This window comes from Tenacibaculum agarivorans, assembly GCF_001936575.1.
GTDB lineage: Bacteria > Bacteroidota > Bacteroidia > Flavobacteriales > Flavobacteriaceae > Polaribacter > Polaribacter agarivorans.
The window spans coordinates 68,299-94,865 of the sequence record NZ_MSMP01000015.1 but is presented as its reverse complement, the minus strand read 5'-3'; the positions used below and the strand labels follow the sequence as shown (position 1 = coordinate 94,865).

The 26,567-nt window shown below is 30.4% G+C and carries 16 protein-coding genes; 14 read left to right on the top strand and 2 right to left on the bottom strand.

The features are described from left to right. Positions 1-3 precede the first annotated feature (3 nt). On the top strand, positions 4-996 hold the full coding sequence (gene gap, locus BVC87_RS13020) for a type I glyceraldehyde-3-phosphate dehydrogenase (RefSeq protein WP_075342823.1): 993 nt from the start codon (positions 4-6) through the stop codon (positions 994-996). An 85-nt stretch (positions 997-1,081) separates the two neighbouring features. Here the strand turns inward: gap and BVC87_RS13015 are convergent, their stop codons facing one another. Both BVC87_RS13015 and BVC87_RS13010 read right to left on the bottom strand, forming a co-directional pair. Then, positions 1,082-1,462: a RidA family protein gene (locus BVC87_RS13015; RefSeq protein ID WP_075342822.1), complete on the bottom strand. Its 381-nt coding sequence runs from the start codon at positions 1,460-1,462 to the stop codon at positions 1,082-1,084. A gap of 97 nt (positions 1,463-1,559) precedes the next feature. After that, complete coding sequence (locus BVC87_RS13010) at positions 1,560-4,271, bottom strand: putative LPS assembly protein LptD (protein WP_099098854.1); 2,712 nt, start codon at positions 4,269-4,271, stop codon at positions 1,560-1,562. Positions 4,272-4,362: 91 nt separating this feature from the next. Here BVC87_RS13010 and BVC87_RS13005 point away from each other — a divergent pair, with 91 nt between their 5' ends. From BVC87_RS13005 to BVC87_RS12945, 13 genes are all read left to right on the top strand, one after another. Next, positions 4,363-5,814 carry an N-acetylmuramoyl-L-alanine amidase gene (locus BVC87_RS13005; protein WP_075342821.1) on the top strand — a complete coding sequence of 484 codons (1,452 nt, stop codon included), beginning with the start codon at positions 4,363-4,365 and terminating at the stop codon, positions 5,812-5,814. A 69-nt stretch (positions 5,815-5,883) separates the two neighbouring features. Further along, positions 5,884-6,849 carry an MlaD family protein gene (locus BVC87_RS13000; protein ID WP_075342820.1) on the top strand — a complete coding sequence of 322 codons (966 nt, stop codon included), beginning with the start codon at positions 5,884-5,886 and terminating at the stop codon, positions 6,847-6,849. Next, positions 6,849-7,451, top strand: a complete 603-nt coding sequence (locus BVC87_RS12995; protein WP_075342819.1) for a carboxymuconolactone decarboxylase family protein — start codon at positions 6,849-6,851, stop codon at positions 7,449-7,451. The genes BVC87_RS13000 and BVC87_RS12995 overlap by 1 nt, the downstream gene beginning before the upstream one ends. A gap of 17 nt (positions 7,452-7,468) precedes the next feature. Then, the gene (locus tag BVC87_RS12990) at positions 7,469-8,818 is read left to right on the top strand and encodes a 4Fe-4S dicluster domain-containing protein (protein WP_075342818.1); all 1,350 of its coding nucleotides are present in this window, start codon (positions 7,469-7,471) and stop codon (positions 8,816-8,818) included. Positions 8,819-8,919: 101 nt separating this feature from the next. Beyond that, on the top strand, positions 8,920-9,699 hold the full coding sequence (locus tag BVC87_RS12985) for a (Fe-S)-binding protein (protein WP_075342817.1): 780 nt from the start codon (positions 8,920-8,922) through the stop codon (positions 9,697-9,699). A 92-nt stretch (positions 9,700-9,791) separates the two neighbouring features. Then, complete coding sequence (gene menA, locus BVC87_RS12980; RefSeq protein WP_200799192.1) at positions 9,792-10,745, top strand: 1,4-dihydroxy-2-naphthoate octaprenyltransferase; 954 nt, start codon at positions 9,792-9,794, stop codon at positions 10,743-10,745. A gap of 142 nt (positions 10,746-10,887) precedes the next feature. Further along, positions 10,888-11,565: a metal-dependent hydrolase gene (locus BVC87_RS12975; protein WP_075342815.1), complete on the top strand. Its 678-nt coding sequence runs from the start codon at positions 10,888-10,890 to the stop codon at positions 11,563-11,565. 1 nt (position 11,566) lies between these two features. Continuing rightward, positions 11,567-12,085, top strand: a complete 519-nt coding sequence (locus BVC87_RS12970; protein ID WP_075342814.1) for an SRPBCC family protein — start codon at positions 11,567-11,569, stop codon at positions 12,083-12,085. Positions 12,086-12,093: 8 nt separating this feature from the next. Further along, positions 12,094-13,134 carry an o-succinylbenzoate synthase gene (locus tag BVC87_RS12965; RefSeq protein WP_200799193.1) on the top strand — a complete coding sequence of 347 codons (1,041 nt, stop codon included), beginning with the start codon at positions 12,094-12,096 and terminating at the stop codon, positions 13,132-13,134. A gap of 3 nt (positions 13,135-13,137) precedes the next feature. Continuing rightward, positions 13,138-14,112: a CPBP family intramembrane glutamic endopeptidase gene (locus tag BVC87_RS12960; protein ID WP_075342812.1), complete on the top strand. Its 975-nt coding sequence runs from the start codon at positions 13,138-13,140 to the stop codon at positions 14,110-14,112. After that, positions 14,112-15,143 (top strand): AMP-binding protein, encoded by a 1,032-nt coding sequence (locus BVC87_RS12955; RefSeq protein WP_075342811.1) that lies wholly within the window; start codon positions 14,112-14,114, stop codon positions 15,141-15,143. The genes BVC87_RS12960 and BVC87_RS12955 overlap by 1 nt, the downstream gene beginning before the upstream one ends. A 79-nt stretch (positions 15,144-15,222) precedes the next feature. Then, positions 15,223-18,627, top strand: coding sequence for a VIT domain-containing protein (locus tag BVC87_RS12950; protein ID WP_083629450.1), 3,405 nt, complete (start codon positions 15,223-15,225; stop codon positions 18,625-18,627). Between the two features lie 783 nt (positions 18,628-19,410). Next, complete coding sequence (locus BVC87_RS12945; RefSeq protein ID WP_075342809.1) at positions 19,411-26,565, top strand: non-ribosomal peptide synthetase; 7,155 nt, start codon at positions 19,411-19,413, stop codon at positions 26,563-26,565. The last annotated feature ends 2 nt before the right edge of the window (positions 26,566-26,567 follow it).

Below are 26,567 nucleotides of genomic sequence, written 5' to 3'. Positions count from 1 at the left end.
AAAATGATCAAAATAGGAATTAACGGTTTTGGTAGAATTGGAAGATTAGCATTTCGAGCTGCCATACAAAGAGATAATGTTCAAGTTGTAGCTATAAATGACTTGTTAGACGTTGACTATCTAGCTTATTTGTTAAGATATGATTCTGTTCATGGACGTTTTAATGGTACTGTAGAAGTTGAGAATGGAAATCTTGTAGTAAACGGAAAATCTATACGAATTACTGCTGATAGAAACCCAGAAAACTTAAAGTGGGATGAAGTAGGTGCTGATTATGTTATAGAGTCTACTGGTTTTTTCTTAACTAAAGAAAAAGCAGGATTACATATTAAAGGAGGAGCTAAAAAAGTAATTATTTCTGCACCATCTAAAGATGCTAATATGTACGTAATGGGAGTAAACCATAGTACATTAACTGCTGATGAGACTATTATTTCTAATGCGTCATGTACAACTAATTGTTTAGCTCCATTAGCAAAAGTAATTCATGAAAACTTTGGTTTAGAAGAAGGACTAATGACTACAATTCATGCTGCTACTTCTGGTCAAGATGCAGTTGATGGACCTAATAGTAAGTGGAGAAGAGGTCGTTCTGTATTAAGAAACATGATACCAACTTCTACAGGTGCTGCTGTAGCAGTGACTAAAGTAATACCATCTTTAGAAGGTAAATTAACAGGAATGGCGGTAAGAGTTCCTACTGCAGATGTTTCTTTAGTTGATTTAACATTCAGAACTGAAAAAGCTACTTCTTTAAAAGAAATATTAGCAAAGTTAGAAGAGGCTTCTAAAGGTGAATTAAAGAATATAATAGGGTATACTGAAGATCAAGTTGTTTCTCAAGATTTCGTATCGGATGTTAGAACATCAATTATTGATGCTGATGCAAGTATTGAGTTAAACGGAAACTTTTTTAAAGTAATCTCTTGGTACGATAATGAATTTGGTTATGCAACCAAAATTGTAGATTTACTGGAGCATGCTGCTTCTTTGTAAATGAGTTTGTTAATTTTAAATGTAAATAGAAACCACACCGTAAAAAGTGTGGTTTTTATTTTTTTTATATTTAGGTTGTATCAAATTACTTAATAGCAATCATACTAATTTCAACATTTACAAACTTTGGTAGGTTAGCCACTTCAACAGTCTCTCTTGCTGGGGCATTACTTTCATCAAAGTAAGTTCCATAAACTTCATTAATTTCGGAAAAATTGTTCATGTCAGAAATAAAAATAGAAGTTTTCACTACGTTTTCAAACGTCATTTCAGCTTCATGTAAAACAGCTTTCATGTTTTCAAGTACTTGTTTTGTTTCAGCTTTAATATTATCAAGAACTAATTCACCAGTTTCAGGGTTTATGGCTATTTGACCTGAAGTGTATAAAGTATTACCAGTTAAAACTGCTTGGTTGTAAGGACCAATTGGTGCTGGAGCGTTTTTAGTATTAATAATTTTTTTCATTTTATGATGTTTTTAGTTCTTATTTCTATTTATAAAAGTAAAATTTCTAATTCTTAGATATGTAAATCAAAAGAATAATAAATAATAAGTTTTCCAATTAGAATAATCTTCTATCTGGTGGACGTCTTTTATCCCATTGTAAGTCACTTAGCATTGATGATTTAACACCGATAAAGAAATAATAAGATGTAAAATCTCCAAAAGGAGTCCAGTTAAAATTGAATCTCCAGCTATCAAGATCCCTTGAGAAGTTAAGAGAAGTGAAAGAGAAAGCTCCATTTTTAATATCATATCCCGATCTAAACCCAACTTTCCATTTAGGAGTAAGTTCCACATTACCACTAAAACCAACTGTATGTGTCTGTATTCCTACGGTACTAAAACCATTATTGGAATAGTTAGCAGAGTAAATTAGACTCAAATTCCAAGGAATTTTAGAGTTATAGAGCTCTGCAGTTTGTTCTTTAGGCTCTTTACTTGCATTAGGTGTCTGGTTAGAGAAACGATTAGAGCTTGGATTTATATTAGTTCCAAAAACATCTGGAGGGTTATTAGGATCGTTGTTTTGATTGTTTTGATTTTTCTTATCGTCTGTTTTTTCAAAATCCTTACTAGATAAGCTATAATTAGCACTTAAAGTAGCTTGAGAAACTCTAAAAATAGAAGGATTGAATTTATTTATTCGAACACCTTCAGGGGTTACCTGATAAGGATCTAAACTACCATTTAAATTGATAGCCATTTTATTTTTAAAAAGACTTGTACCTGTAGAAAAACTAACATTACTCCAACGTAAACTATCTGCAGCAATATTATAGCTAGTAGAAAAATTTAAGTTATTTAATAACGTTATTTTTTTATCTTCATCACTATCATCGTCTTCTCTAGGTTTAACTTTCGCTTCAAAAACATTAGAAAGAGAAATTCCAATACTATTTTGTAGTCCTGAAGTAGGTCCCCCATATATTCCTGTATCAAAAGGAGTATATGTACTTATACTAGTTGCACTTGTTCTAACAAATTGTCGAAATGGTCTAGCAAAATCAGGTCTGTAATTCCAAGAAATAGAAGGTCTTATAGTATGTCTTATGGCTCTTATACGGCCTTTTTTAAAGTTAAAGTTACCATAAATATTAGTTCCTAAACTTAAACCAACATTATACTGATTAAATCGTGTAAAACCAGAGATAGTATCAGTAACTGCAGTTTCACTCGAAGGATTATATTTCCTTTTTATTTTTTCAAAGTACCAAGTATCACTATACGTTAAATTAGGCGATAACGTAAAATACTTTAGTAATTTTATATTAGTATTAGCTCTAACATTATGTCGAATACCAGATTGAGCACCATCAAACATTCTTGAAGTTAAAAAGTCTTCTTCATTGGTTCGTATTCTATTCTGTGCTTCCATATTATAAGTTACTCCAATTTTCTGTAAAGGATTTTTCTTGACTCCTCCTCTACCTTCAAAAGGGTAAATTTGAGTCATATTCAATTGGAAGTTTGGTAAGTTCATATTAATAATTTCATTACCTGAATTTTGACTATGAGTAAGGGTAACACTTGCGTTGAAAGGAGTTCCAACAAAGTTTTTGGAATAAGAAATAGAAGAACTAAAATCATTTCTTTGTAACTGTGTTTGATCTATTTCATTGAAAGAATTCCTAAAAAATTGACTAGTACTACTGATGTTTACATTCGCAGTTAAGTTAGAATTAGGACTAGATTTTCGATCTTGTCTATGACTCCAATTAATATTAAAGTTATTAGTTTTATTAAAATTACTGAAACCTCTTAATCCTGTAATATTATTTTGGAATCGAACTTGTAAACTTCCTGCAAACTTATATCTAACATTATAATTTGTTCTCGAATTGATAGCCCAGCTACCATTTGAGAAAATATCTCCTGTGACTTCTAAGTCAAAATAATCACTAACAGCAAAATAATATCCACCATTTTGTAAGAAAAAACCTTGTTGATTAGTTTCTCCCCAAGTTGGTATAATAAAACCAGAAGCTCTTTCTTGAGTTAATGGAAAGTAAGCAAAAGGTAAATATAATGGTGTAGGTACATCAGAAATAACTAAATTACTACCACCAACTATAATCTTTTTACCAGGGACTAGCTTAGCTTTATTTGTTGCAATATGATAATCTGGTTTCTTCTTTTTAGAAGTAGTAAAACGTAATCTACTCATGTATACTGTAGAGTCATTAACACGCTTTGTTTTTTCTCCGTAAGTAATCATTTCACCCTGTACAGTTTTTACACCATAAACTAAGGCCTTTTTAGTTTTAAAATTAAAAAGTATAGAATCTTGTTCTGATTCTTGACTTCCTTGTTTAAAAACAGGACGTTGAACATATCCAGTAGAATCTTTTATTCCAGTAGCGTATACTGTGTTGTTTTTATAACTGATGATTATTTTACCAGCTTTTAAATCTATATCTCCATATACTACTCTTGCCTCATTATATAAGGTTACGGTTTTATTTTTAGCATTTTGTATGGTATAGTCCTTTGCATCATGTGTAATGATAAAATCAATTACTTCTTTAGGTTTTTGTACTGAATCAGACGGTATAGAATCAGTTTGTATTGTAGGAATACTATCTTTAGCATTTAATCTTGCAATACTATCTCTTTTGAGTAAAAGTTTTGTGTTCTTAACTAAAGTCTTTACAGAGTCTCTTTTTATAATGGGCTGCGAAGGAACATTGCTCTTTTCAATTTCTTGAGCATTACCAACGAGAAAACAAAATAATGAGAAAATTAAAAGTATGTAGAATGAATTTGCTTTCAATTCGATAAATGCTATTTTTGTGTTTAGTAAAATTATGGCTCAATATTTGAAGCACCAAATAATGGAAGCCAAAATTAGTTAAATTTTATTGATGCAATTCTTAAAATTCCGTAAATATAATATTAAAACCACAACTTTAATTTTTTTAGCATTTTCAGTGTTTAGTTTTTCAATGCTAAATGCACAAAAGAAATATACTGTTGTATTGGATGCAGGGCACGGAGGAAAAGATCCAGGAAACTTAGGTAATGGATACAAAGAATCTAAAATTGCTTTACAAGTAGTCTTATTAATAGGTAAAGCATTAAAAGAAAATAATAAAGATATAAAGGTTATCTACACTAGGGATAAAGATATATTTGTGGAGTTGCACAACAGAGCTAAAATAGCTAATGATAGTAAAGCCGATTTATTTGTATCTATTCACTGTGACTCTTACAGAAGTGCTAAAGCATTCGGAGCAGGTACATTTGTGTTAGGGTTGAGTGGGAATAAACAGAATCTTGAAATTGCGAAGCGTGAAAATGCAGTTATTTTAATGGAGGATAATTATAAGCAGAATTACGATTACAATCCCAATTCTCCTGAATCAGTAATTAGTTTATCAATGCTACAAGAAGAAAATCTAGACGCAAGTTTAGCATTTGCTGGACTGGTACAAAATAATTTTTCAGCAGTAAAACGATATGATAGAAGTGTAAAACAAAATAACTTTTTAGTATTAAGGGAAACGGTAATGCCCAGCGTACTTATAGAATTAGGTTTTTTAACTAACAAGGCAGAAGGAAAATTTCTACACTCCAAAGCAGGGCAATTAAAAATGGCAAAAGCCATTTCTAAAGCAATAGAAAAATATATAAGCCGCTTGAAGTTAAATACAGTTGAAGGACAAAATAAAGGTGTAAGTAAAGAAAAGAGTACAAACACATCTGCAGGAATAGGAACTACTACTAAGAGAGACAAAGTAAACACAAAAACGTCGGTAAAGAAAAGTCCTAAAAAAATAACTTCAGAAATAGAAAAAGACACAGAAAAGGTGAAAATTGTAGTTTCAGCTAAAAAAAATAAGCCTAAAACGGTTGCTAAAGAACCTGTGAAGCAAGCAGTACAAACAAATGAAGTAAAAAAAGTAACAACCAATTTAGATAAGAGTAAAAAAGAAGAGAAAAAGATTGTAGCTGAAACTCCAAAAAAAGTTACAAAAAAAGAAGATCCCAAAAAGGATGTTTCTATAACTCAAAATAAGAATACTACATCAACAGAAAAAGAGAAAACTGAGCCTTCAGTAATTGAGTTTAAAGTTCAAATAGCTGCATCTAAAGAATACCTGACTGATGGTAATTTTAATTTCAGAGGATTAGAGGACGTACAAATCATTGTAATAGATGAATACTTTAAGTATTTTTATGGTAATACTGAAGATTATGGTGTAGCTAAAGAGAATCTTAAAGTAGCTAAAGAAGCAGGTCACGAGGGATGTTTTATTGTTGCTTTTGAAAATGGACAAAAGATTCCATTGTATAAAGCTCTTAAAAGAAAATGATAATTTAGAAAAAATCTAATCTATTCTACGAAAAATTATTAGTAATTTCGTTTCTGGTAATCTTTGCTTATGTCAAAAGAACTAAAAACAGGAATAACAGCGCTATTAATAATAGCCTTAGGTATTTGGGGATATAATTTTCTAAAAAGACAAGATATTTTTAGTGCCAGTACCCGTCATTTTTTTGTAGAATATAACAATATCAATGGATTAAATGAGGCAAGTGTTGTAACTATCAATGGACTTAAAGTTGGTAAAATAGATCAAATTACTTTTAATCCTGAGCCTCAAAAAAGAGGAACTTTGTTGGTGCGATTGTCAATAGAAAATGATTTTCAGTTTTCTAAAAAAAGTGTTGCTAAAATCTATTCAGCAGGACTTATGGGAGGGCAGAATCTAGCTATAATACCCAATTACGAAGGTGATAATGCCGTTTCTGGAGATTATTTACAAGGAGAAATAGAATCAGATTTATTCTCTTCAGTAGGTGAAAAATTAAACCCTATTCAGGCAAAACTAGAAAGTGTATTAGTGCACGTAGATTCTTTGGTTATAGGATTAAATCAAGTTTTGGATGATAAGGCCAGAAAGAGTATCAATAAAAGTATCATTGGAGTTGAAGGTATTATTAATAGTCTAAATAAGACAATGGCATCTGCAAATAAGTTGCTTGATGATAACAAACTTAAAATCGATGTCACTTTAGATAACACTAAAAAAATTACAGAAAATTTTTCTAAAGTTTCAGAGGATTTAGCAAAAGCAAAACTAGGAGAAACAGTTAAGAAGTTGGAAACAACGATAGATAATGTTAATGTATTAGTAGCTGGGATGAAAAATGGAAAGGGAACATTAGGTAAGTTAGTTTCAGATGAAAAACTGTATACCAATTTAGCTAATGCCACCAAAGAAATGGAAGAGTTACTAAGAGAAATGAAATTAAACCCCAAACGTTTTGTACATTTTTCATTATTTGGAAAAAAACCAAAGCCATACAACGAAGAGAATAATCAAAAGAATTTGAGTAATCAATAATGAGTTGGATAGAAGTAATTTCCTTTGATAAAGCAAAAGGTAAATTAAAGAGTTTGTATGAAAAAGTAACTGGTCCTAATAATAATGTAGATAATATTATGATGATACATAGTTTGCGTCCTCATACTATGGTTGGACACATGGCTATATACAAAAATGTATTACATAACAGTGCAAATAAACTACCGAAGTGGTATTTAGAAACACTAGGAGTTTATGTAAGTATGCTTAACAAATGTGATTACTGCATTGAACATCATTTTGAAGGATTAAAACGACTGCTAAATGATGATGAAAAATCTAAAGAAATAAGAAAAGAACTAGAAAATGATAGCTTTAAATCAATAGAAAAAGAGGGATATCAACAAGGTTTATTGTATGCAAAAAAACTGACGCTGTATCCAAATCAATTAGTAAAAAATGATATTGTTGATTTAAAAGAAAAAGGAATTACAGAAGGAGAGATACTAGAAATTAATCAAGTAGTTAGTTATTTTAACTACGCGAATAGAACCGTTTTAGGATTAGGAGTAACAACGAAAGGTGATATTTTAGGATTATCGCCAAGTAGTTCGGAAGATAATAATTGGAAACATCAATAAATATTATAGAATAACAAATGGAAAAATACGTACCAAACATCTTTTTTGCATTTCTTTTAATTGCAGGTATAGGATATTTCGTAATGAATGTTAGAAAGCTGATAAGAAATATCAAGTTAGGAAAAGATGTAGATAGAACAGATAGAAAGCCTGAACGTTGGAAAAATATGGCAAAAATAGCACTAGGACAATATAAAATGGTGCGTCGTCCATTATCAGGTATTCTGCATATAGTAGTTTATATAGGTTTTATACTTATTAATATAGAGTTACTCGAAATCGTTATCGATGGATTATTTGGAACGCATAGAGTTTTTGCTAATCCATTAGGTGGATTTTATAACTTTCTAATAGGAAACTTTGAAGTCCTTGCATTTTTAGTATTAGTTGCAGTTATAGTATTTTGGTTTAGAAGAAATATAGAGAAGGTAAAGCGCTTCTGGAATTCAGAAATGGAAGGTTGGCCGAAAAATGATGGTAATATTATTTTATATTTTGAGATCGTTTTAATGACACTATTTTTAGTTATGAACGGTGCTGATTATCAATTACAGCTATTAGAAACACCACATTATTATAACGAAGCAGGTACCATGGGATCTTTTCCAATCAGTAGTTGGCTTGTTGTACCATTTATAGAAAACTTATCACAAAGTGCATTAATAACATTAGAAAGAACAGCATGGTGGTTACATATTATAGGAATCGTAACATTCTTAAACTATTTATATTACTCTAAGCATTTACATATATTACTTGCTTTTCCAAATACCTTCTTTGCGAATTTAAAACCAAAAGGACAGTTCAATAATTTGGAATCAGTAACTAATGAGGTAAAAATGATGATGGATCCAGATGCAGATCCTTATGCAATGCCAGAAGATGGAGCTGAGGAAGAGGTGCCTGAGAAATTTGGAGCTTCTGATGTTACAGATTTAAACTGGGTGCAGTTAATGAACTCATATACCTGTACTGAATGTGGGCGTTGTACTTCTTCTTGCCCAGCAAACTTAACAGGGAAAAAATTATCACCTCGTAAGATTATGATGGACACTCGTGATCGTTTAGAGGAAGTAGGAAAAAATATTGATGCTAATAATGGAGAATTTAAACCTGACGGGAAACAATTATTAGACGACTATATTACCAGAGAAGAACTTTGGGCTTGTACAAGTTGTAATGCTTGTGTACAAGAATGTCCTGTAAATATTGATCCTTTATCTATTATTATGGATATGAGAAGATATCTAGTAATGGAAGAATCTGCAGCTCCTCAAGAATTGAATATGATGATGACGAATATTGAAAATAATGGAGCACCATGGCAGTATAGTCAAATGGATAGATTAAACTGGAAAGATGAGTAAACTCAGTATCTGTAAATACTGAACAAAAAATATAGTATTAATTTACAATTACGAGTATTGATCAAAGATCACAAATCGTAATTCAAAATTCTAAATTAATTATGAACGTACCAACAATGGCAGATATGATGGCTCAAGGAAAACAACCAGAAGTGTTGTTTTGGGTCGGAGCAGCAGGGAGTTATGACGATAGAGCAAAAAAGATCACAAAATCGTTTGTAAAAATATTACATCAAGCTAATGTAGACTTCGCAGTTTTAGGTACTGAAGAAAGTTCTACTGGAGATGCTGCAAAAAGATCAGGAAATGAATTTTTATTTCAAATGCAAGCAATGACTAACATTGAAATATTAAATGCTTATGAAGTAAAAACTATTGTTACTTGCGATCCACATTCGTTCAATACATTAAAAAACGAATATCCTAGTCTTGGTGGAAAGTATGAAGTATATCATCATACACAATACATCAATAAATTAATAGCAGACGGTAGATTAACAATTGAAGGAGAAAACTTAAAGGGTAAAAGATTAACATATCATGATCCATGTTATTTAGGTCGTGCAAATGACGTATATGAAACACCACGTGATTTAATTCGTAGGTTAGGTGTGAAATCTACAGAAATGAAGCGTCATAAATCAACGGCTTTATGTTGTGGAGCTGGTGGAGCACAAATGTTCAAAGAACCTGAAAAAGGGGATATGGATATCAATATTCTTAGGACTAAAGATGCCTTAGAGACTAATCCTGAAATTATAGCTACAGGTTGTCCATATTGTAATACAATGATGACGGATGGTGTAAAATTTCATCTAAAAGAAGATCAAATTGTAGTTAAAGACATTGCTGAGCTTATTGCTGAAGCAAATAACTTATAAAAAAGTATTAAATATATAACTCTCGACTCCGCTAGAGCAGACAAACTAATGTCACCTCGAGCGGAGTCGAGAAGTTTTAATTAAAATTTATAATGATAAAAAACTTTGTAAAAGCAGCCCGTTTACGAACCTTACCATTATCAATTTCTGGAATCATAGTTGGAGCATATTTAGGATCATATGATGCTTTTTCTCTTATGATTGATGAATATTCAAATACGACACTTAATATAGTTAGGAAACCACTATACCAATCGTTAATATTCTGGTTAGCAATATTGACTACCATCGGTTTTCAAGTGCTGTCTAACTTTGCTAACGATTATGGAGATGGTGTAAAAGGAACAGATGAAGATAGAGAAGGAGAAGCTAGAATGGTAGCGTCAGGAGCTATTACTCCCAAACAAATGAAAAAAGCTATGGTAATTACGGCAATACTAACCATTGTAGTTGCGATATTATTAATTTATATAGCTTTTGGAAAAGATAACTTTTTGTATTCACTATTATTTTTTGGTTTAGGAATTACTTCAATTGTTGCGGCTATAAAATACACGGTTGGTAAATCCGCATATGGATACAGTGGTTATGGAGATATCTTTGTATTTCTGTTTTTTGGTTTATTAGCAGTTGTAGGAACCTATTTTTTATATACAAAACAGATTAACTATTCTATTTTCTTACCCGCCTTTTCTGTAGGATTATTAAGTACCGCAGTGTTGAATTTAAACAATATGCGTGATCGAGTAAATGATGCAAAATCTGGTAAAAACACTATTGTGGTAAAAATAGGTGAAGAGTTTGCAAAGTATTATCATTATTATCTTATTATATCATCATTTTTATTCGCATTATTGTACGTTACTATCCATTACAGAAATCCATTGCAATTTTTATTTATCATAGCTTATATACCGTTAGCTATTCATTTAATTTTTGTATATAAAAATAAAGAAGAGAAGTTGTTAGATGGAGAACTGAAAAAAGTAGCATTAAGTACATTTCTATTTGCGATCCTTTTTGGATTAGGGAATGTCATTTTGTAAATTTACTACTCAATAAAGAATACACAATTATTAGTAATTAGATAAGAAGTATTTATTCCCAAAAATAGTGGTAAACTATACAGGCAGTAGATAAGTAGTATCTAATTATTGAGCACTGATAATAAAAAAACAACTAAAAATAATGAAACTTACTTTTTACGGACATGCTAGTTACGGAATAGAAATAGAAACCACCACTATTTTAATAGATCCTTTTATTACTGGAAACCCTAAGGCTTCAAACATAGATATCACCACATTAAAAGCAGATTATATATTACTAACCCATGCGCACCAAGATCATGTGTTAGATGTAGAAGCCATTGCTGAAAGAACTGGTGCAACTATTATTTCTAATTATGAAATTGTAATGTACTACGGAGCTAAAAACTTAAAAGGTCATCCAGTAAATCACGGAGGAACTTTTAAAACTAATGAGTTTTCAGCTAAGTACGTAAATGCTATTCATACTTCATCTTTTGCTGATGGAACGTATGGAGGTCAACCTGGTGGTTTTGTAATTACTGCTGGAGAAAAATCTATATATATAGCAGGAGATACCGCAGTAACGATGGATATGAAATTAATTCCTATGACAACAAAGCTTACGGCTTCAGTTTTACCTATAGGAGATAATTTTACAATGGGTGTTCAAGATGCAATAATTGCTAGTAATTTAGTAGAATGCCCTAAAGTAATTGGTTGTCATTTCAACACATTTCCACCGATTGAAATAAATACAGAAGAAGCGAAGCAACAATTTGCAGATGCAGATAAAGAATTGGTACTATTAGAAATAGGTGAAAGTATAGTATTATAACATGAAGACAGTAAAAATAATTTTAGGGATAATTATCGGATTAACGGTAATATTCTTTGCTACAGGACTAATTTTTAAAGAGACGGCTTACACAACACAAGTAACTGTTAATAAACCCTTAGAAGAAGTATTTTCTATGTTTAACGACAGTTCAAAAATTAAAAACTGGATTCCAGAGTTAAAATCTATAGAACCTTTGGATGTAAAACCAGAGAAAACAGGAAGTACCTATAAAATGGTTGTACAGAATAAAAATGGTGAAGAAATCACATTAAAAGAAAAAGTATTAGCCTATGTTCCTAATGAAAAAATTACCTTGTTTTTTAATGCAGATAATATGCTGAAAACTGATGATTATACCTTTAGTTTTGAAAATGGAGTAACTACAATCCAAAATAACTCTAGTTGTAAAAGCAATTCGTATATTTTAAGTTGTTTGTTTCCGTATTTTAAAGGAACCTTTAAAAAACAAGATCAAGGATATTTAGATAATTTCAAATCTTTTATAGAAAAAAGTTAAGCATATTGATAACAGCTACATTTCATAAATATACGTTACAATTTAAACGTCCAAGTGGTACCTCAAGAGGGATTCTAAAAACCAAAGGAACTTTTTTTATTATTCTATCTGATGGAGTCAAAGAAGGAATAGGAGAATGTGGAGTATTTAAAGGTTTAAGTGCTGATGATCGGCCAGATTATGAGGAAAAACTACAATGGACTTGCAAACATATTAATTTAGGTTTAGAAAAACTATTAGAAGAATTAATAGAGTTTCCATCTATACAAATAGGTCTAGAACAAGCTTTCTTATCGTTAAAAAGCGCTGATAGATTTGAATTATTTCCTTCTCAATTTTTAACCCATCAAGACCCTATAGATATCAATGGACTAATATGGATGGGGGATAAACAATTTATGAAATCTCAAATACAAGATAAAATAGAGAATGGTTTTACTTGTATTAAAATGAAAATTGGAGCTATAGATTTTGAAGAGGAATTACAATTACTAAAACACATTCGTAAAGAATTTTCACCAGCAGATATTGAATTAAGAGTAGATGCAAATGGCGCTTTTGCTCCTGAAAATGCTTTAGAAAAATTGAAACGACTTTCAGATTTCAATTTACATTCTATTGAACAACCTATAAAACAAGGACAGTTTGAAGCAATGGCCAAACTTTGTGAAACTACACCTTTAGCTATAGCTTTAGATGAAGAATTGATAGGTGTTTTTTCTAAAGTAGAAAAGGAAGAGTTGTTACAAAGAATTAATCCACAGTATATTATCCTAAAGCCAACACTAGTAGGTGGTTTTAAAGGAAGTGAAGAATGGATAACTTTCGCAGAAGAAAAAAATATAGGTTGGTGGATCACTTCAGCTTTAGAAAGCAATGTTGGCTTAAATGCGATAGCACAGTGGACATATACTTTACAAAGTAATATGCCGCAAGGTTTAGGAACAGGAAGTTTATTTACAAACAATTTTGATAGTCCGTTAGAAGTAAAAAATGGTAAATTACAATACAACTCTTCAAAAGCATGGGAGTTTAATCTAAAAAAATAGAGGATGAATTATATTCAGCAAGCATATAAAGGACAATTAGGTTTTTGGAAATACTTGATTATTCCAGGTTTATTTTTAGCACTAATGATTTTAAATTTCATAGCCATTGCAGTTCTAGATTTAGATCAAAATGAATTAATGAAAAAAGAGATTGAGAGTAAAGGAGAAAACCTTGTACTAATTGAAAATATGATACTCTTTGTTGTCTTTTTAACGTTACTATTCTTATGGGTAAAATTTGTACACAAACAATCATTAACTTCACTTACCACCTCAAGAAAAAAAATAGATTGGAAACGATTTTGGTTTTCTTTCACACTATGGGGGGCTATAACAGCAATTTTCGTTTTAATAGGTTATGTTTTAGAGCCAGAAAGTATGGAATGGAATTTTAAGCCTAATAAATTTTTAGGTTTGGTTCTAATAGGTATTATTATGATTCCAATTCAAACTAGTTTTGAAGAATACTTGTTTAGAGGGTATTTAATGCAAGGAATTGGAGCAAAATTTAAAAGTAGATTAATTCCATTAATTGTAACATCTTTAATTTTTGGATTATTGCATGGAGCGAATCCTGAAGTAGAAAAACTAGGGTATATTATAATGGTGTATTATATTGGTACAGGTTTATTTTTGGGTATGATAACCTTATTAGATGAGGGGTTAGAACTTGCTTTAGGCTTTCATGCAGCAAATAATTTAATTGGAGCACTTTTAGTAACCGCAGATTGGACAGCTTTCCAAACCAATTCATTATTTAAGAGTACGGCTGAACCCAATGTATTTTCTGATATTTTAATTCCTGTATTAATTTTCTTCCCAGTATTACTTTATATTTTTTCTAAAAAATACAAATGGGCTGATTGGAGAGAAAAGTTAACTGCTAGTGTAGAAGTTCCTGTAGATAATTCACCGATTGATTATATCACAGGAGATTCCAATACCAATACCAATAGCAATAATGAAGTGAATTTTTAATGCATAGTCATTTTAAACTTAACGGAAACTCTTTTGTAACTCCTAAAGAATTACTCAATTATTCAAAGTCTCTTTCTAAAAGTATACACAATTTCTTATCAAACTGGTTTGATGATACTGGTTTTGTTACCGTAAATACTTCGGGATCTACAGGAAAGCCGAAAGCAATTCAACTGAAGAAAGAATACATGAAAAATTCAGCTTTGGCTACGGGAGAGTTTTTCAATAGTAAAGAAGGTACTACAGCATTATTATGTTTGTCTGTCGATTATATAGCAGGAAAAATGATGCTAGTTAGAGCATTAACCTTAGGCTGGGATATAGATGTGGTTGATCCTGTAGTGAACCCTCTCTCAAATGCAGAAAAAAAATATGACTTTTCCGCAATGGTTCCTTTACAATTGCAGAATTCTTTAGAAGAAATTCATAGAATTAAAAAATTAATAGTTGGTGGAGGTGTTGTGTCCAATACCACGATAGATGAGTTACAAAATCATATCACTGAAGTCTTTGCTACTTACGGTATGACGGAAACTATTACACATATTGCTATCAAAAGATTAAATAATTTTAAAGGAAGTTTAGAGTTTTATAAAGTATTACCAGCGGTATCCATAGGAATAGATCAACGTAATTGTTTAGTGATTCAAGCACCAAAAATTTCTGATGAGCTAGTCATAACTAATGATGTAGTTCAACTAATTTCCGATTCCAGTTTTGAATGGTTAGGTCGTTATGATAATGTAATTAATTCTGGAGGTGTAAAATTACATCCTGAAAAAATAGAAGAAAAACTAGCTAAAATAATTTCAAATCGATTCTTTGTAATAGGAGTTCAAGATGAACAACTAGGCGAAAAATTAATTTTAATTGTTGAAGGAGAAGAGTACACTCTTAATCTGAAGGAACAACAGGCATTATCTAAATATGAAGTTCCAAAACAAATCTTTTTTGTTGAAAAATTTATTGAAACAGAAACTAAAAAAATACAGCGAAGTAAAACTTTAAAACTCATTGAAAATGAGCTTTAACTTTGTTAAAATAGTGTTTCACTAAATTTCACTTTGCATATAAATACTAAGATAGTAGCTTTAAGGAAAAATTAACAATATGAAATTAAAACTACTCATCACTCCATTATTCTTTTGCACATTAATGCAGTCTTTTTCGCAAAATATTCCTAAGATTACTTCAGGAGATAAAAACATTAGTGTAAAAAAAATAGCCATAAAATCTACTATTATAGGCGATATCGCATTTACAGAATACGATATGTATTTTTATAATCCTTATGATAGAGTTTTAGAAGGAGAATTTGCGTTTCCTTTGTCGCAAAATCAATCAGTGACTCGTTATGCTTTAGATGTTGGAGGCATATTAAGAAACGCTGTAGTTGTAGAAAAAGAAAAAGCTAGAGTGGCTTTCGAAAATACAGTAAGAAATAGAATAGATCCAGCACTTTTAGAACAAACTAAAGGCAATAATTATAAGTCGAGAATATATCCTATTCCTGCCAAAGGCTATAAACGTGTGTTGATAGAAGTACAACAGAAGTTAATACTAAATAAAGAATCATATTATTATGAATTACCATTTAAATTCAAAAATAAATTAGAGAATTATTCTTTAACTATTAATGTACTTAATCAAAAAAAGAAACCTCTTTTAGAAAAAGGACTGTTATCAGAGTTTACATACGATGTTAAAAGAGGTAGTTATACAGCTAGTTTTAAAGAGAAAAAAATTAAAGTCAGCCAACCATTAGTGTTGAAAATTCCATTAAATATTAACCAAGAAAAAATAATAGCAACAAATAACTATTTCTATTATGCTAAGAAGATAAATTATAAAACTCCAGAGATAAAATTACCCAATACCATTACTATTTTCTGGGATACATCACTATCACAAAAAAGAAAAAAGTTAGCAACAGAGTTAGGCCTATTGAATACCTATTTTGAAGAAGTTAAAAATTTAAATGTCAATTTAGTTACATTCAATACAGGAATTAAACAAATTAAAAAATTTACTATTGTCAATGGTTCATGGTCGAGTTTAAAAAATGAGTTACAAAATACTGTTTATGATGGAGGATCCTCATTTAATTTTTTACATAGATATGAAGACAACTCGACATTGAATTTCTTGTTCACCGATGGGCTGAATACTATGAGTGGAATTGATTTTCAACTCACAACAAAAACATTCATTGTAAATAGTGTAAAAAGTGCTAATTATATTAAGTTAAAGGCTATTGCTGAAGCATCTGGAGGAGGCTACATCAATCTGACTCAAGAATCTATAAAAAAAGCCTTTGATAAAATCAAACAAGAAAGATTACAATTTTTAGGAACAAATATATCAGAAGGTATTGCAGAAATTTATCCAGCAAAAGGAACACCAATCAATACTGATTTTTATATGACGAGTAAAGGAAGATTGTATGGTAAAGAAATAAAAGTGTATTTAGGTACTGAAAAAGATACTATAAAAACACTAAGTTTTACAATGCAAAGTACTAATAAAGGGAAAGATTATGTATCAAAAATTTGGGCACAGCAAAAATTAAATCATCTATTAATTGATAAAGAGAAAAATAAAGACGCCATTATTGAACTAAGTGAGAAATATCAAGTAATTAGTCCTTATACCTCTTTATTAGTACTGGATAGGCTTGAAGATTATGTGACTCATGAAATAGAACCACCTGTAGAGTTAAGAGAAGAATACAAGCGATTACTAGCTCAAAAGAGAGATAATAGGAAAGAGAACCTTGCCAGATTACAAAATAACTTACTTAGAAATTATAAAGAGTTTTTTAATTGGTATGGTATAGATTATCAAAAAACAGTAAGTACAAATCAACAGAAAAATATTACTGCACCTGTAAGAGTAGCTAACCAAGAATCAGAACAAAATATTCAAAATGAAAGAGAGTTTACTATTACTGGTATTGTTAACGATGAGAATGGAGATCCCTTACCAGGCGTTAGCGTTTTAATCAAAGGAACAACAATTGGAACAGAAACTGATTTTGATGGTAAATATACACTCAATGTGAACAGAGAAGATGTTATAGTATGTAGCTTTATTGGATATAGGCATATAGAAAAAGAAGTAACAAATGATAATGAAATAAATATAGAGATGAAGGAAGATGGAGCTGTTTTAGATGAAGTTGTAGTTGCTGGATATGTTGCGCCTCAGAGAAGAACATATACAGCTGCAGCTACGGTTATTTCAATAGAGGAAATTGAAACTGTAGAATACGAAGAAGTTTCAGATAATGTAGAGCAACTATCTGGAAGTGTAGCAGGAGTATCCATAGAAAAATCTTCAGTCAAAGAAGCTTCAGGAATTAGGGGAGTTAGTTCAATTGCCACAACTCAACCATTGTACGTGGTAAATGGAGAATTAATGAATAGTGTTCCCAGTATTGAGGCCAAAGATGTAGAGTCGATTTACATTTTAAAAGATGAAGAGAGTAGAGCAATTTATGGTGACAGAAGTAAGAATGGTATTGTGGTAATTATTACAAAAAATAAAAGTAAAGTAGATGAAGAAAGAATAGAGGAATTTGAAGCTATGGTTGAAGAAAAAATAGAGTTGAAAGGCTGGAATCCTGATACACCATATTTAAGAAGTCTAGCCAAGATTACAGATAGTAAGTTAGCTTATAACGAATATTTAATACTAAGAAAAAAATATCATAAATCACCATCTTTTTATATTGATATTGCCGATTTTTTTAAGAAAAGAAATAGCATAGAGTTAGCCAAACAAGTTTTATCGAATGTAGCTGAAATAGAATTAGATAATTATGAATTACTTCGATCATTAGCATACAAATTTGAAGAATATGAATTATATGACGCGGCAGTACACACATATGAAGAAATAATTGAATTACGACCAGAGGATATTCAATCATATAGGGATTTGGCTTTAGCTTATGAAAAAAACAAGAAATACCAGAAGTCTGTAGATCTATTATATAAAATTGTGAATGGTGAACTACTGGATAAGGACAATGATAGAAGATTTGATGGAGTAGAAATGATTGCTTTAGTGGAGTTAAATAGAATGGTACAGTTATATAAAAATGAAATTGAAATTCAGTATTTTGATTCAAAATATATTAAGAATATTACAGCAGATATTAGAGTGGTCATTGATTGGAACCATAACGATACTGATATTGATTTATGGGTGATAGATCCGAATAAGGAAGAGTGTTATTACAAACACAAAAAAACAAAAATAGGAGGGTTAATGTCTAATGATATGACTCAAGGTTTTGGACCAGAACAATTTATTTTAAAGGAAGCAATTAAGGGTGAATATAAAATTAAGGTCAAGTATTATGCAAGTAGCCAACAAAAAGTATCAGGTCCTACAGCATTAAAACTAACTATGATTAAAAATTATGGTAAACCTAATGAAACTAGAAAAATCAAAGTTGTACGATTAGAAAATGTGAATGAGAAGTTAGATTTAGGAAAGATTAATTTTTAGATCTAAAACATAATTTAATATTGATAAGTTGAGTATTAAAGATATTTTGCCAATAGGTTGAAATATCTTTAATACTATTTTGTATATAACTATTAACTTCTCCTTAAAAAGAATAATAAAAATTCGTGTCAGTACAGAAAAACTGGCTTACATTCTATTATCTACAAGCACTTTAGTTGATGTTAAGTTATTGTAAAATAAAATATTTAAATATCTGTCTTTCAATTGTTTAATCATGTTTTAGTTTTCCTTTTAAATTAAAATTATACATTTTTGTTTTTTTTTACTAGCTTTAGATAACCAAAAATCATACAATAAGAAATTTTGAAAATTTATATTGTAATTGATAACGGCGAAGCCATATTTAATTTTAAAACATCACTTAAACAGGGTATGTTTTAAGTGTTAATCCAAGAGAAAAATCTTTAAATTAAGAATTTTCTACTTTCCAGAATTTAACTTAAAACCATATATAAATCATTATTTTAATCCAAGTAATTTTCAATTACGTATTATAAGGTTACTTAATAACTGCAGTTGTTTATCTAAAGCTGAAAAGAAAAAGATAAAGCTTTAGATCTTATTTAACAGTAAAACAAAAACTCATCTCTATTATAGAATAATAATGTTTTAAAGTCTACTCATAATGAGATATTTAATGTTATTCTTATAATGGTTGTTGAAGAAAAAGAATAATAAAAGAAACTACAAAATAACCACCTATTTATTGAATTGAGAACTAGTATTTAAGTGTTTAGTTTTCAAGTTTACCTATTAAATAACATGAATTCAAAAAAGAAGCTACATTTAGCACAACAAGAAGTTTACTATGGGCAATTAATGAATCCTCAAAGTCCAATATACAATATAGGAGGATATGCTATTCTTACGGGGACTTTAGATACAGCACTCTTTAAAAGTATTGTTGCCAGTTTATCTTCAGTTTTTGATACTTATAATTTTCGATATGATTTTACTGGGGCTGAACCTTTATTTTATATATCGGATTGTAAGGAAGTTTATTTAAATGAGATTGATTTTTCAAACGAACAGTATCCAGAACGTAGAGCAAAAGAATGGATGCAAGTTGCTATAGATACTGTATTTGATTTAAACCAAGAAAAGCTATACAATTATTCTCTTATAAAGATAGCAGAGGATGTACATTGGTGGTACTGTTATAATCACCATTTAATTTATGATGGATATGGATTTGCTTTAATTGCCAGTTATGTTATAGAGGAATACGATAGAAGGTTACATAAGTTTGATAAGTTAGTAACCAAGAGATATCCTTCATATTTCAATATAATTCAAAAGAATAATGATTATTTAAAGTCAAAACAATATACTAAAGATGCATATTATTGGCAGGAGAAGTTTACCAGTATTCCAGATTCAGTAATTAATAGAAACAGAAAAGTAAGTAATATTGGAGGTCATCGATTTTCAATACACATCTCTAAATCTGACAAAACTTTATTTAGCCGTTTAACAGAAGAAACGAAAGCTAATCTATCTCAATTTACTATAGCGGCTTTATTGCTTTATTTTGGAAAAACAACGGGTAAAAAGGTTTTTAGTTTTGGAGTTCCTATTCATAATAGAATAAGTAGAGAAGAACGTTCTGTATTGGGTATGTTTTCAAGTGTTCTCCCTTTTAAGGGAGAATATAAACCAGATGATCTTTTATCGGATTTAATTACGGAAATTAAGAAAGTACAACGTAATGATTATAGACATCGGCAATATCCTATATCTCATTTAAATAGGTCTCTAAAATTATTGTCGAAAAATAGACAGCAAGTTTTTGATATTGTTGTCAATTACGAACCCTTTCCTTTTCCTAAATCATTATCTTCAGGTCTACATTTAGCAATAAAACATTTATCTACAATTGTAGATTTAGAAGATCCTTTATCTTTTCGTTGGTGTGATTATGGAGAAGACTCGTCACTAATTTTAAATGTAGACTTTCTCCAAGAGTATTTTGAAATAGAAGAAATAGAAATATTAACAGAAAGATTATTATTCATTTTAAGACAATTTGATGGAGGGTTGACAAAACCAGTAAAAGACATTTCAATTATGTCTGAGAAGGAAAAGTATCAACTATTATCAGGTTTTAACTCAAATATTTTAAAATTACCGCAGAATAAAACAATTTTAGATCTTTTTGAAAATCAAGTCGTACAGTATCCCAATAATATAGCAATAGTTTATGAAGATACTTCAATTACTTATCAAGATTTACATGATCGCTCTAATCAATTAGCACATTACATTAATCGAAACTATCAAATAGAAAACAATTTAATAGGAATTTGTGTTTCTAGAAATACTGATTTAATAGTAAGTGTTTTAGCTGTTTTAAAGCTAGGCAAAGCTTATGTTCCGATTGATAACAACTATCCATTAGATCGTATAACTTACATTGTAGAAGATTCAGGTTTGCATCTTTTGATTACTGATAATACAGCTAATGAGTTATTAGTTACTAATAGAAATATTCAAAAAATAGCACTAGATAGAGTAATAGGAGAAATAGAAAAAGAAGCTATAAAAAAGTTAAGTATTACAATTCATCCAGAAGATATAGCTTATGTTATGTATACTTCAGGAACTACAGGAAAGCCAAAAGGAGTAGTTGTAAAACACATAAGTGTATTGAATATTGCCTTAAGTTGGGAAGCATCATTTGAAGTGGATTCTAATACACGTTTACTACAGTTAGCAAGTTTTGCTTTTGATGTTTTTGTAGGAGATTTTTGTAAATCTTTATTGTTTGGCGGACAGATGGTTATTTGCCCTTCACATTTGCGGTTAGATATCGTTGCATTATACAATTTAATAACAAAACATCAAATAACGATTTTTGAAACAACACCGTCTCTAGGAGTTCCATTACTGGATTATATTTATGAGAACGGCTTAGATGTTTCATGTCTTAAACAAGTTATTCTAGGGTCAGATATCTTCCATATACACGATTACAAACGTTTATATGAACGATTTGGTAAAAGCATAAGATTAATTAATAGTTATGGAGTTACTGAAGCTACCATTGATAGTTCCTATTATGAAGTTGAAGATGTATCACTTTTATCAGAAGTATCCACAGTTCCTATTGGAAAACCATTGCATAATACGAGTTTCTATGTATTAGATGAGACTCAAAACTTAATACCAATAGGTAGTATAGGAGAATTACACATTGGTGGATTAGGATTAGCAAAAGAGTATCTGAATATGGAAGCACTTACGCAAGAGAAGTTTATAGTACATCCATTTGAAAAAGATACATTACTATATCGCACAGGTGATTTAGCACGCTGGTTACCATGTGGAAACTTGGATTTTATAGGAAGGGGAGATAGTCAGGTTAAAATTCGTGGATATCGTATTGAATTAGGAGAAATAGAGAAGGTGCTGTTTGAAATAGAATCAATTGAAAATTGTTGTGTATTAGCTAGACCAGATATTAGAGGTAATAAGGAACTGGTAGGATATGTAGTTGTAGAAGGCGTATTTGATAAAGAAGCTATTCAAACCAAATTAAATAAGAGTTTACCAGAGTATATGGTTCCTACTTTATGGGTTGAGTTAGAAGAGATGCCTTTAACAGCAAATGGGAAGCTAGATAAGAAATTATTGCCAGAACCAGATATTTCATCATTATCAACGGAAGCTTATGTAGCTCCTCGTAATCATGTAGAATCGACTTTAGCTACAATTTGGCAAAATTTATTAGGAATAGAAAGAGTAGGTATTCATGATAATTTCTTTGAATTAGGAGGTCACAGTTTATTAATTGTGCAGCTAATTTCCTTTCTACGGAAAAATGATTTACATATTGCGGTAAAAGATATTTTCTTAAACCCCACTATTGCAGGTATGGTAGAATGTTTGGTTTCATCTTCATCAATCTATCAAGTTCCAGAAAATGGTATCACAGAAGGTGTTACTCATATTAGTCCAGCAATGGTTCCTTTATTAGATTTTAATCAAGAAGATATTGATAGAGTTGTAGCTCATATTGAAGGAGGGGTTTCAAATATTCAAGATATATATCCTCTATCTCCTTTACAAGAAGGAATGTATTTTCACTATTTAATGAGTAATAAAAACGAAGGAGATCCTTATGTATCACAAAGCTTATTATCGTTTCCAAGTAAAGAAAAATGTACTTTTTTTATTGAAGCCTTACAATTTATAGTTAATCGTCATGATGTATTGCGTACATGTTTTATAAGTGAAGGTTTACCTCATGCAGTCCAAGTAGTACTTAGAGAAGCAAAATTGTCTTTAGAATATCTAAATATTGATACTTCTAAAGGTATACTAACAGAATTGGAATTATTAAAAACTACAGATAATTTATGGATGGATATTTCCAAAGCACCATTATTACAAGTTAAATTAGCTAATGATCTAAAGAAAGGAAGGTATTACGTATTACTGAATCAACATCATTTGGTACTGGATAATATTGGAATGAAAAAAGTGATTTCAGAGATTGAACAATATTTATTAGGTAATAGTGCCAACCTTCCAAAACCAGTTTTATATAGAAATTTCATCGGTCATATCTTACACCAATTATCAGTTAATGATAGTAAATCACACTTTAAAAAACTATTAGGAACTACTGACGAACCAACGTATCCTTTTGGTTTAGCAGATGTAAGAGATAATATTTCTGATATTAAAGAGTTGCAGATGGTTTTACCAGAAGATCTAAGCAATGAAATTCGAAAAGTTTGTTTAGAATTAGGTATTAGTCCGGCCGTTTTCTTCCATGCAGCTTATGGAATTTTAATAGCTAAATGTAGTAATATAGGTTCAAACTATGCTATTTTTGGATCTCTATTTTCAGGACGTTTACAAGGTGCATCTGGAGCGTCGGATTCCTTAGGCCTTTTTATCAATACATTACCATTTTTAATAACATTAGAAGGAAGTGTTTCTGAGTATATTAAAAAAGTAGACAATACATTAAGGGAGTTATTACCTTATGAACATACACCACTTTCAAGTATACAAAATTGGAGTAGTGTACCTAATGATATGCCATTATTTAGTGCTTTATTTAACTTCCGTCATTCTTCAGTTGAAACTGAAGTTGAAGGAAAAGAAGAAAGTATCGATTTAGGAGTTACAGTTATTAGCGATTATGAACGAACAAATTATCCATTTACAATGAGTGTGGATGATTATGGAGCTGATTTTGGATTAACAACTAAGGTGCATCATAGTATTGAACCAAGGAGAATTATTGAATATATGATAATAACCTTGGAAACATTACTAGAAAATGTAGCAACTGATAAAGAAGTATCGATTGCTAGTCTAAACATCATACCTGAGAGAGAAACTACGCAGTTACTAACAAATTTCAATACTACATTCCAAGAAGTACCAGAAAACAAAACATTGGTAGAACTGTTTTCAGAGCAAGTTCAGAAAAATCCTTTACAAACAGCGTTAATTTATGAAGGAGAGTCGATTACATACAAAGAGTTAGACGAAAAATCAAATCAATTAGCACATTATTTACATGTTCAAGGAGTTGTTCCGGATATGTTAGTAGGAATTTGTTTAGAGCGTGGCTTTGATATGATAGTAGGTATTTTAGGGATCCTAAAATCAGGAGGTGCTTATGTGCCAATAGATCCGACATTCCCACAGGCTCGTATTGATTATATTTTAGAAGATGCAGGGATTCATTTAGTAATAAGTACATCCGTTAGTAGTTATGCTTTAGAACATGTAAAAGAACTAAGTGTTGTATCGTTAGATAGTGATTGGAATACCATTACTGATTTCTTTACAGGTACATTAAGTCAAACAGTAACACCAAATCATTTAGCATATACTATCTATACTTCAGGAAGTACAGGAAAACCAAAAGGAGTACTTATAGAACATAGAAATGTGGTGAATTTAGTAACTGCTCAAATCAAAGCATTTGGAATCGATAAAGATGATAGTGTTTTACAATTAGCAAATTTTGTATTTGATGCTTCAGTAGAACAAATTTTTATCACATTATCAGCTGGAGCAAAATTAGTATTACTTAGCAGAGAAACTATTATAGATGCAGATAAGGTATTGGAGTTAATAGATAAGGAAAGAGTTACACATTTACACGCTACTCCAAGTTTACTGAGCATATTACCAACTAACGAAAAACTGCCATCTCTGAAAAGAGTAGTGTCAGGAGGAGAGCCTTGTAGCGAAGAATTAATGTTACGTTGGAGTAAAGATTGCCTATTCTATAATGAATACGGACCAACAGAAGCTACGGTTACCGCAACTATGAAAGCTTTTGAAAATAGTGATACTACACAACCAATGACTATTGGAACTCCTATTGGAAATACGCAAATCTATATTACAGATGCCTCTATGAATTTAGTTCCTGAAGGTATAGTAGGAGAATTATATATAGGAGGTAAAGGAGTCGCTAGAGGATATTTGAATAAAGAAGCACTAACCGCAGAAAAATTTGTTGTAAACCCATTCAAAGCAAATGATATCATTTACAAAACAGGAGATTTAGCACGTTGGTTACCAGATGGAACTATTGAATTTATAGGAAGAAGGGATAATCAAGTAAAAATCCGAGGATATCGTATTGAACTAGGCGAAATAGAAAATGTATTATCAGAAGTCAAAGGTATTAAGAATAGTTTTGTAATAGCTAAGGAAGATATAAATAGAAATAAACGATTAGTTGCTTACGTAGTTTTAGAAAATGTTATTGATAAGGAAAAGATTCAAGAGGTATTAATGGAAAAATTACCAGATTATATGATTCCTAGGACTTGGATTGAGTTAGATAAAATACCATTAACACCTAATGGAAAGTTAGATAAAAAATCATTACCAGACCCCAAATTTAGTTCAATAGATAATTATGTTGCTCCAACAACTCAATTAGAGAAAGAATTGTGCAAAGTTTGGGAGCGAGTTTTAGGACTCAAAAAGGTAGGTATTAAAGATGACTTTTTTAGTATTGGAGGGAATTCAATTCTTGCAATTCAAGTATCAAGTCAGATGAGTAAAATCTTAGGGATTAAAGTACAGATAAGTGATATTATTCGATATAAAACAATTGGAGTTTTAGCGGCTATCTATTCAAAATTGAATGCTTTCCAAAATCACGTGTCATTAGTTGAGCCTTACGAGCAAGCTTACAATAGTAATTTATCTGATATGATATTTGTACATTCTGCTTTAGGAGGAACAGACGCTTATCATTGCCTAACTAAATTGTTAAAAGACAAGTATAACTGTATTGGTATTGATAATCACAATATTTATGGAGAATTTAGAATTAATGATTTGCATCAGTTGGCAAATTTTTATTTAGAAGAATATATTAAAAAGTACCCGATTGAAAACCCGATCATTTTATTAGGATGGTCTTTAGGAGGGGCAATTGCTTTAGAAATAGCAGTTATTTTAGAAAGTAGAGGGTATTCAGATATACAAGTTATCTTACTGGATACTTATATTCCTCTACCAAACCAATCTCCAAATATTAATGATTTTGATAAAGAAGCTACTCATAATTTTATATCAAAAATGTTTGCTGGAGAATTTAGTGATTACGTCGAGAAATTAGTAGGTGCTTCAGAAGCAGAATATATGTTAGCTCAAACTCCTATAAGTAATCGTTTGTTTACAACAGAAATCATACTTTTTCAGGCACTGTATACCGAGAGCGATGATAATACTGATAACATGATACCAATAGAAAATCTGGGGTATAATAATCTTGAACATATAATAGATATAAATAAAATAACAATAATTCCTCTTCATTGTTATCATAGACAAATTCTGCCTTTTCAAGCACAGTTTATTGCTGAAAATTTATCAAAACTTCCTGAAAATTATTTATCAAAAGTTGAAGTAAGTAATAAAGCTTAAAG

Bases quoted from the DNA above. Each gene is read 5' to 3' on its own strand.
- gap (WP_075342823.1), top strand. From the start codon at position 4: ATGATCAAAATAGGAATTAACGGTTTTGGTAGAATTGGAAGATTAGCA.
- BVC87_RS13015 (WP_075342822.1), bottom strand. From the start codon at position 1,462: ATGAAAAAAATTATTAATACTAAAAACGCTCCAGCACCAATTGGTCCT.
- BVC87_RS13005 (WP_075342821.1), top strand. From the start codon at position 4,363: ATGCAATTCTTAAAATTCCGTAAATATAATATTAAAACCACAACTTTA.
- BVC87_RS13000 (WP_075342820.1), top strand. From the start codon at position 5,884: ATGTCAAAAGAACTAAAAACAGGAATAACAGCGCTATTAATAATAGCC.
- BVC87_RS12995 (WP_075342819.1), top strand. From the start codon at position 6,849: ATGAGTTGGATAGAAGTAATTTCCTTTGATAAAGCAAAAGGTAAATTA.
- BVC87_RS12990 (WP_075342818.1), top strand. From the start codon at position 7,469: ATGGAAAAATACGTACCAAACATCTTTTTTGCATTTCTTTTAATTGCA.
- BVC87_RS12985 (WP_075342817.1), top strand. From the start codon at position 8,920: ATGAACGTACCAACAATGGCAGATATGATGGCTCAAGGAAAACAACCA.
- menA (WP_200799192.1), top strand. From the start codon at position 9,792: ATGATAAAAAACTTTGTAAAAGCAGCCCGTTTACGAACCTTACCATTA.
- BVC87_RS12975 (WP_075342815.1), top strand. From the start codon at position 10,888: ATGAAACTTACTTTTTACGGACATGCTAGTTACGGAATAGAAATAGAA.
- BVC87_RS12970 (WP_075342814.1), top strand. From the start codon at position 11,567: ATGAAGACAGTAAAAATAATTTTAGGGATAATTATCGGATTAACGGTA.
- BVC87_RS12960 (WP_075342812.1), top strand. From the start codon at position 13,138: ATGAATTATATTCAGCAAGCATATAAAGGACAATTAGGTTTTTGGAAA.
- BVC87_RS12955 (WP_075342811.1), top strand. From the start codon at position 14,112: ATGCATAGTCATTTTAAACTTAACGGAAACTCTTTTGTAACTCCTAAA.
- BVC87_RS12950 (WP_083629450.1), top strand. From the start codon at position 15,223: ATGAAATTAAAACTACTCATCACTCCATTATTCTTTTGCACATTAATG.
- BVC87_RS12945 (WP_075342809.1), top strand. From the start codon at position 19,411: ATGAATTCAAAAAAGAAGCTACATTTAGCACAACAAGAAGTTTACTAT.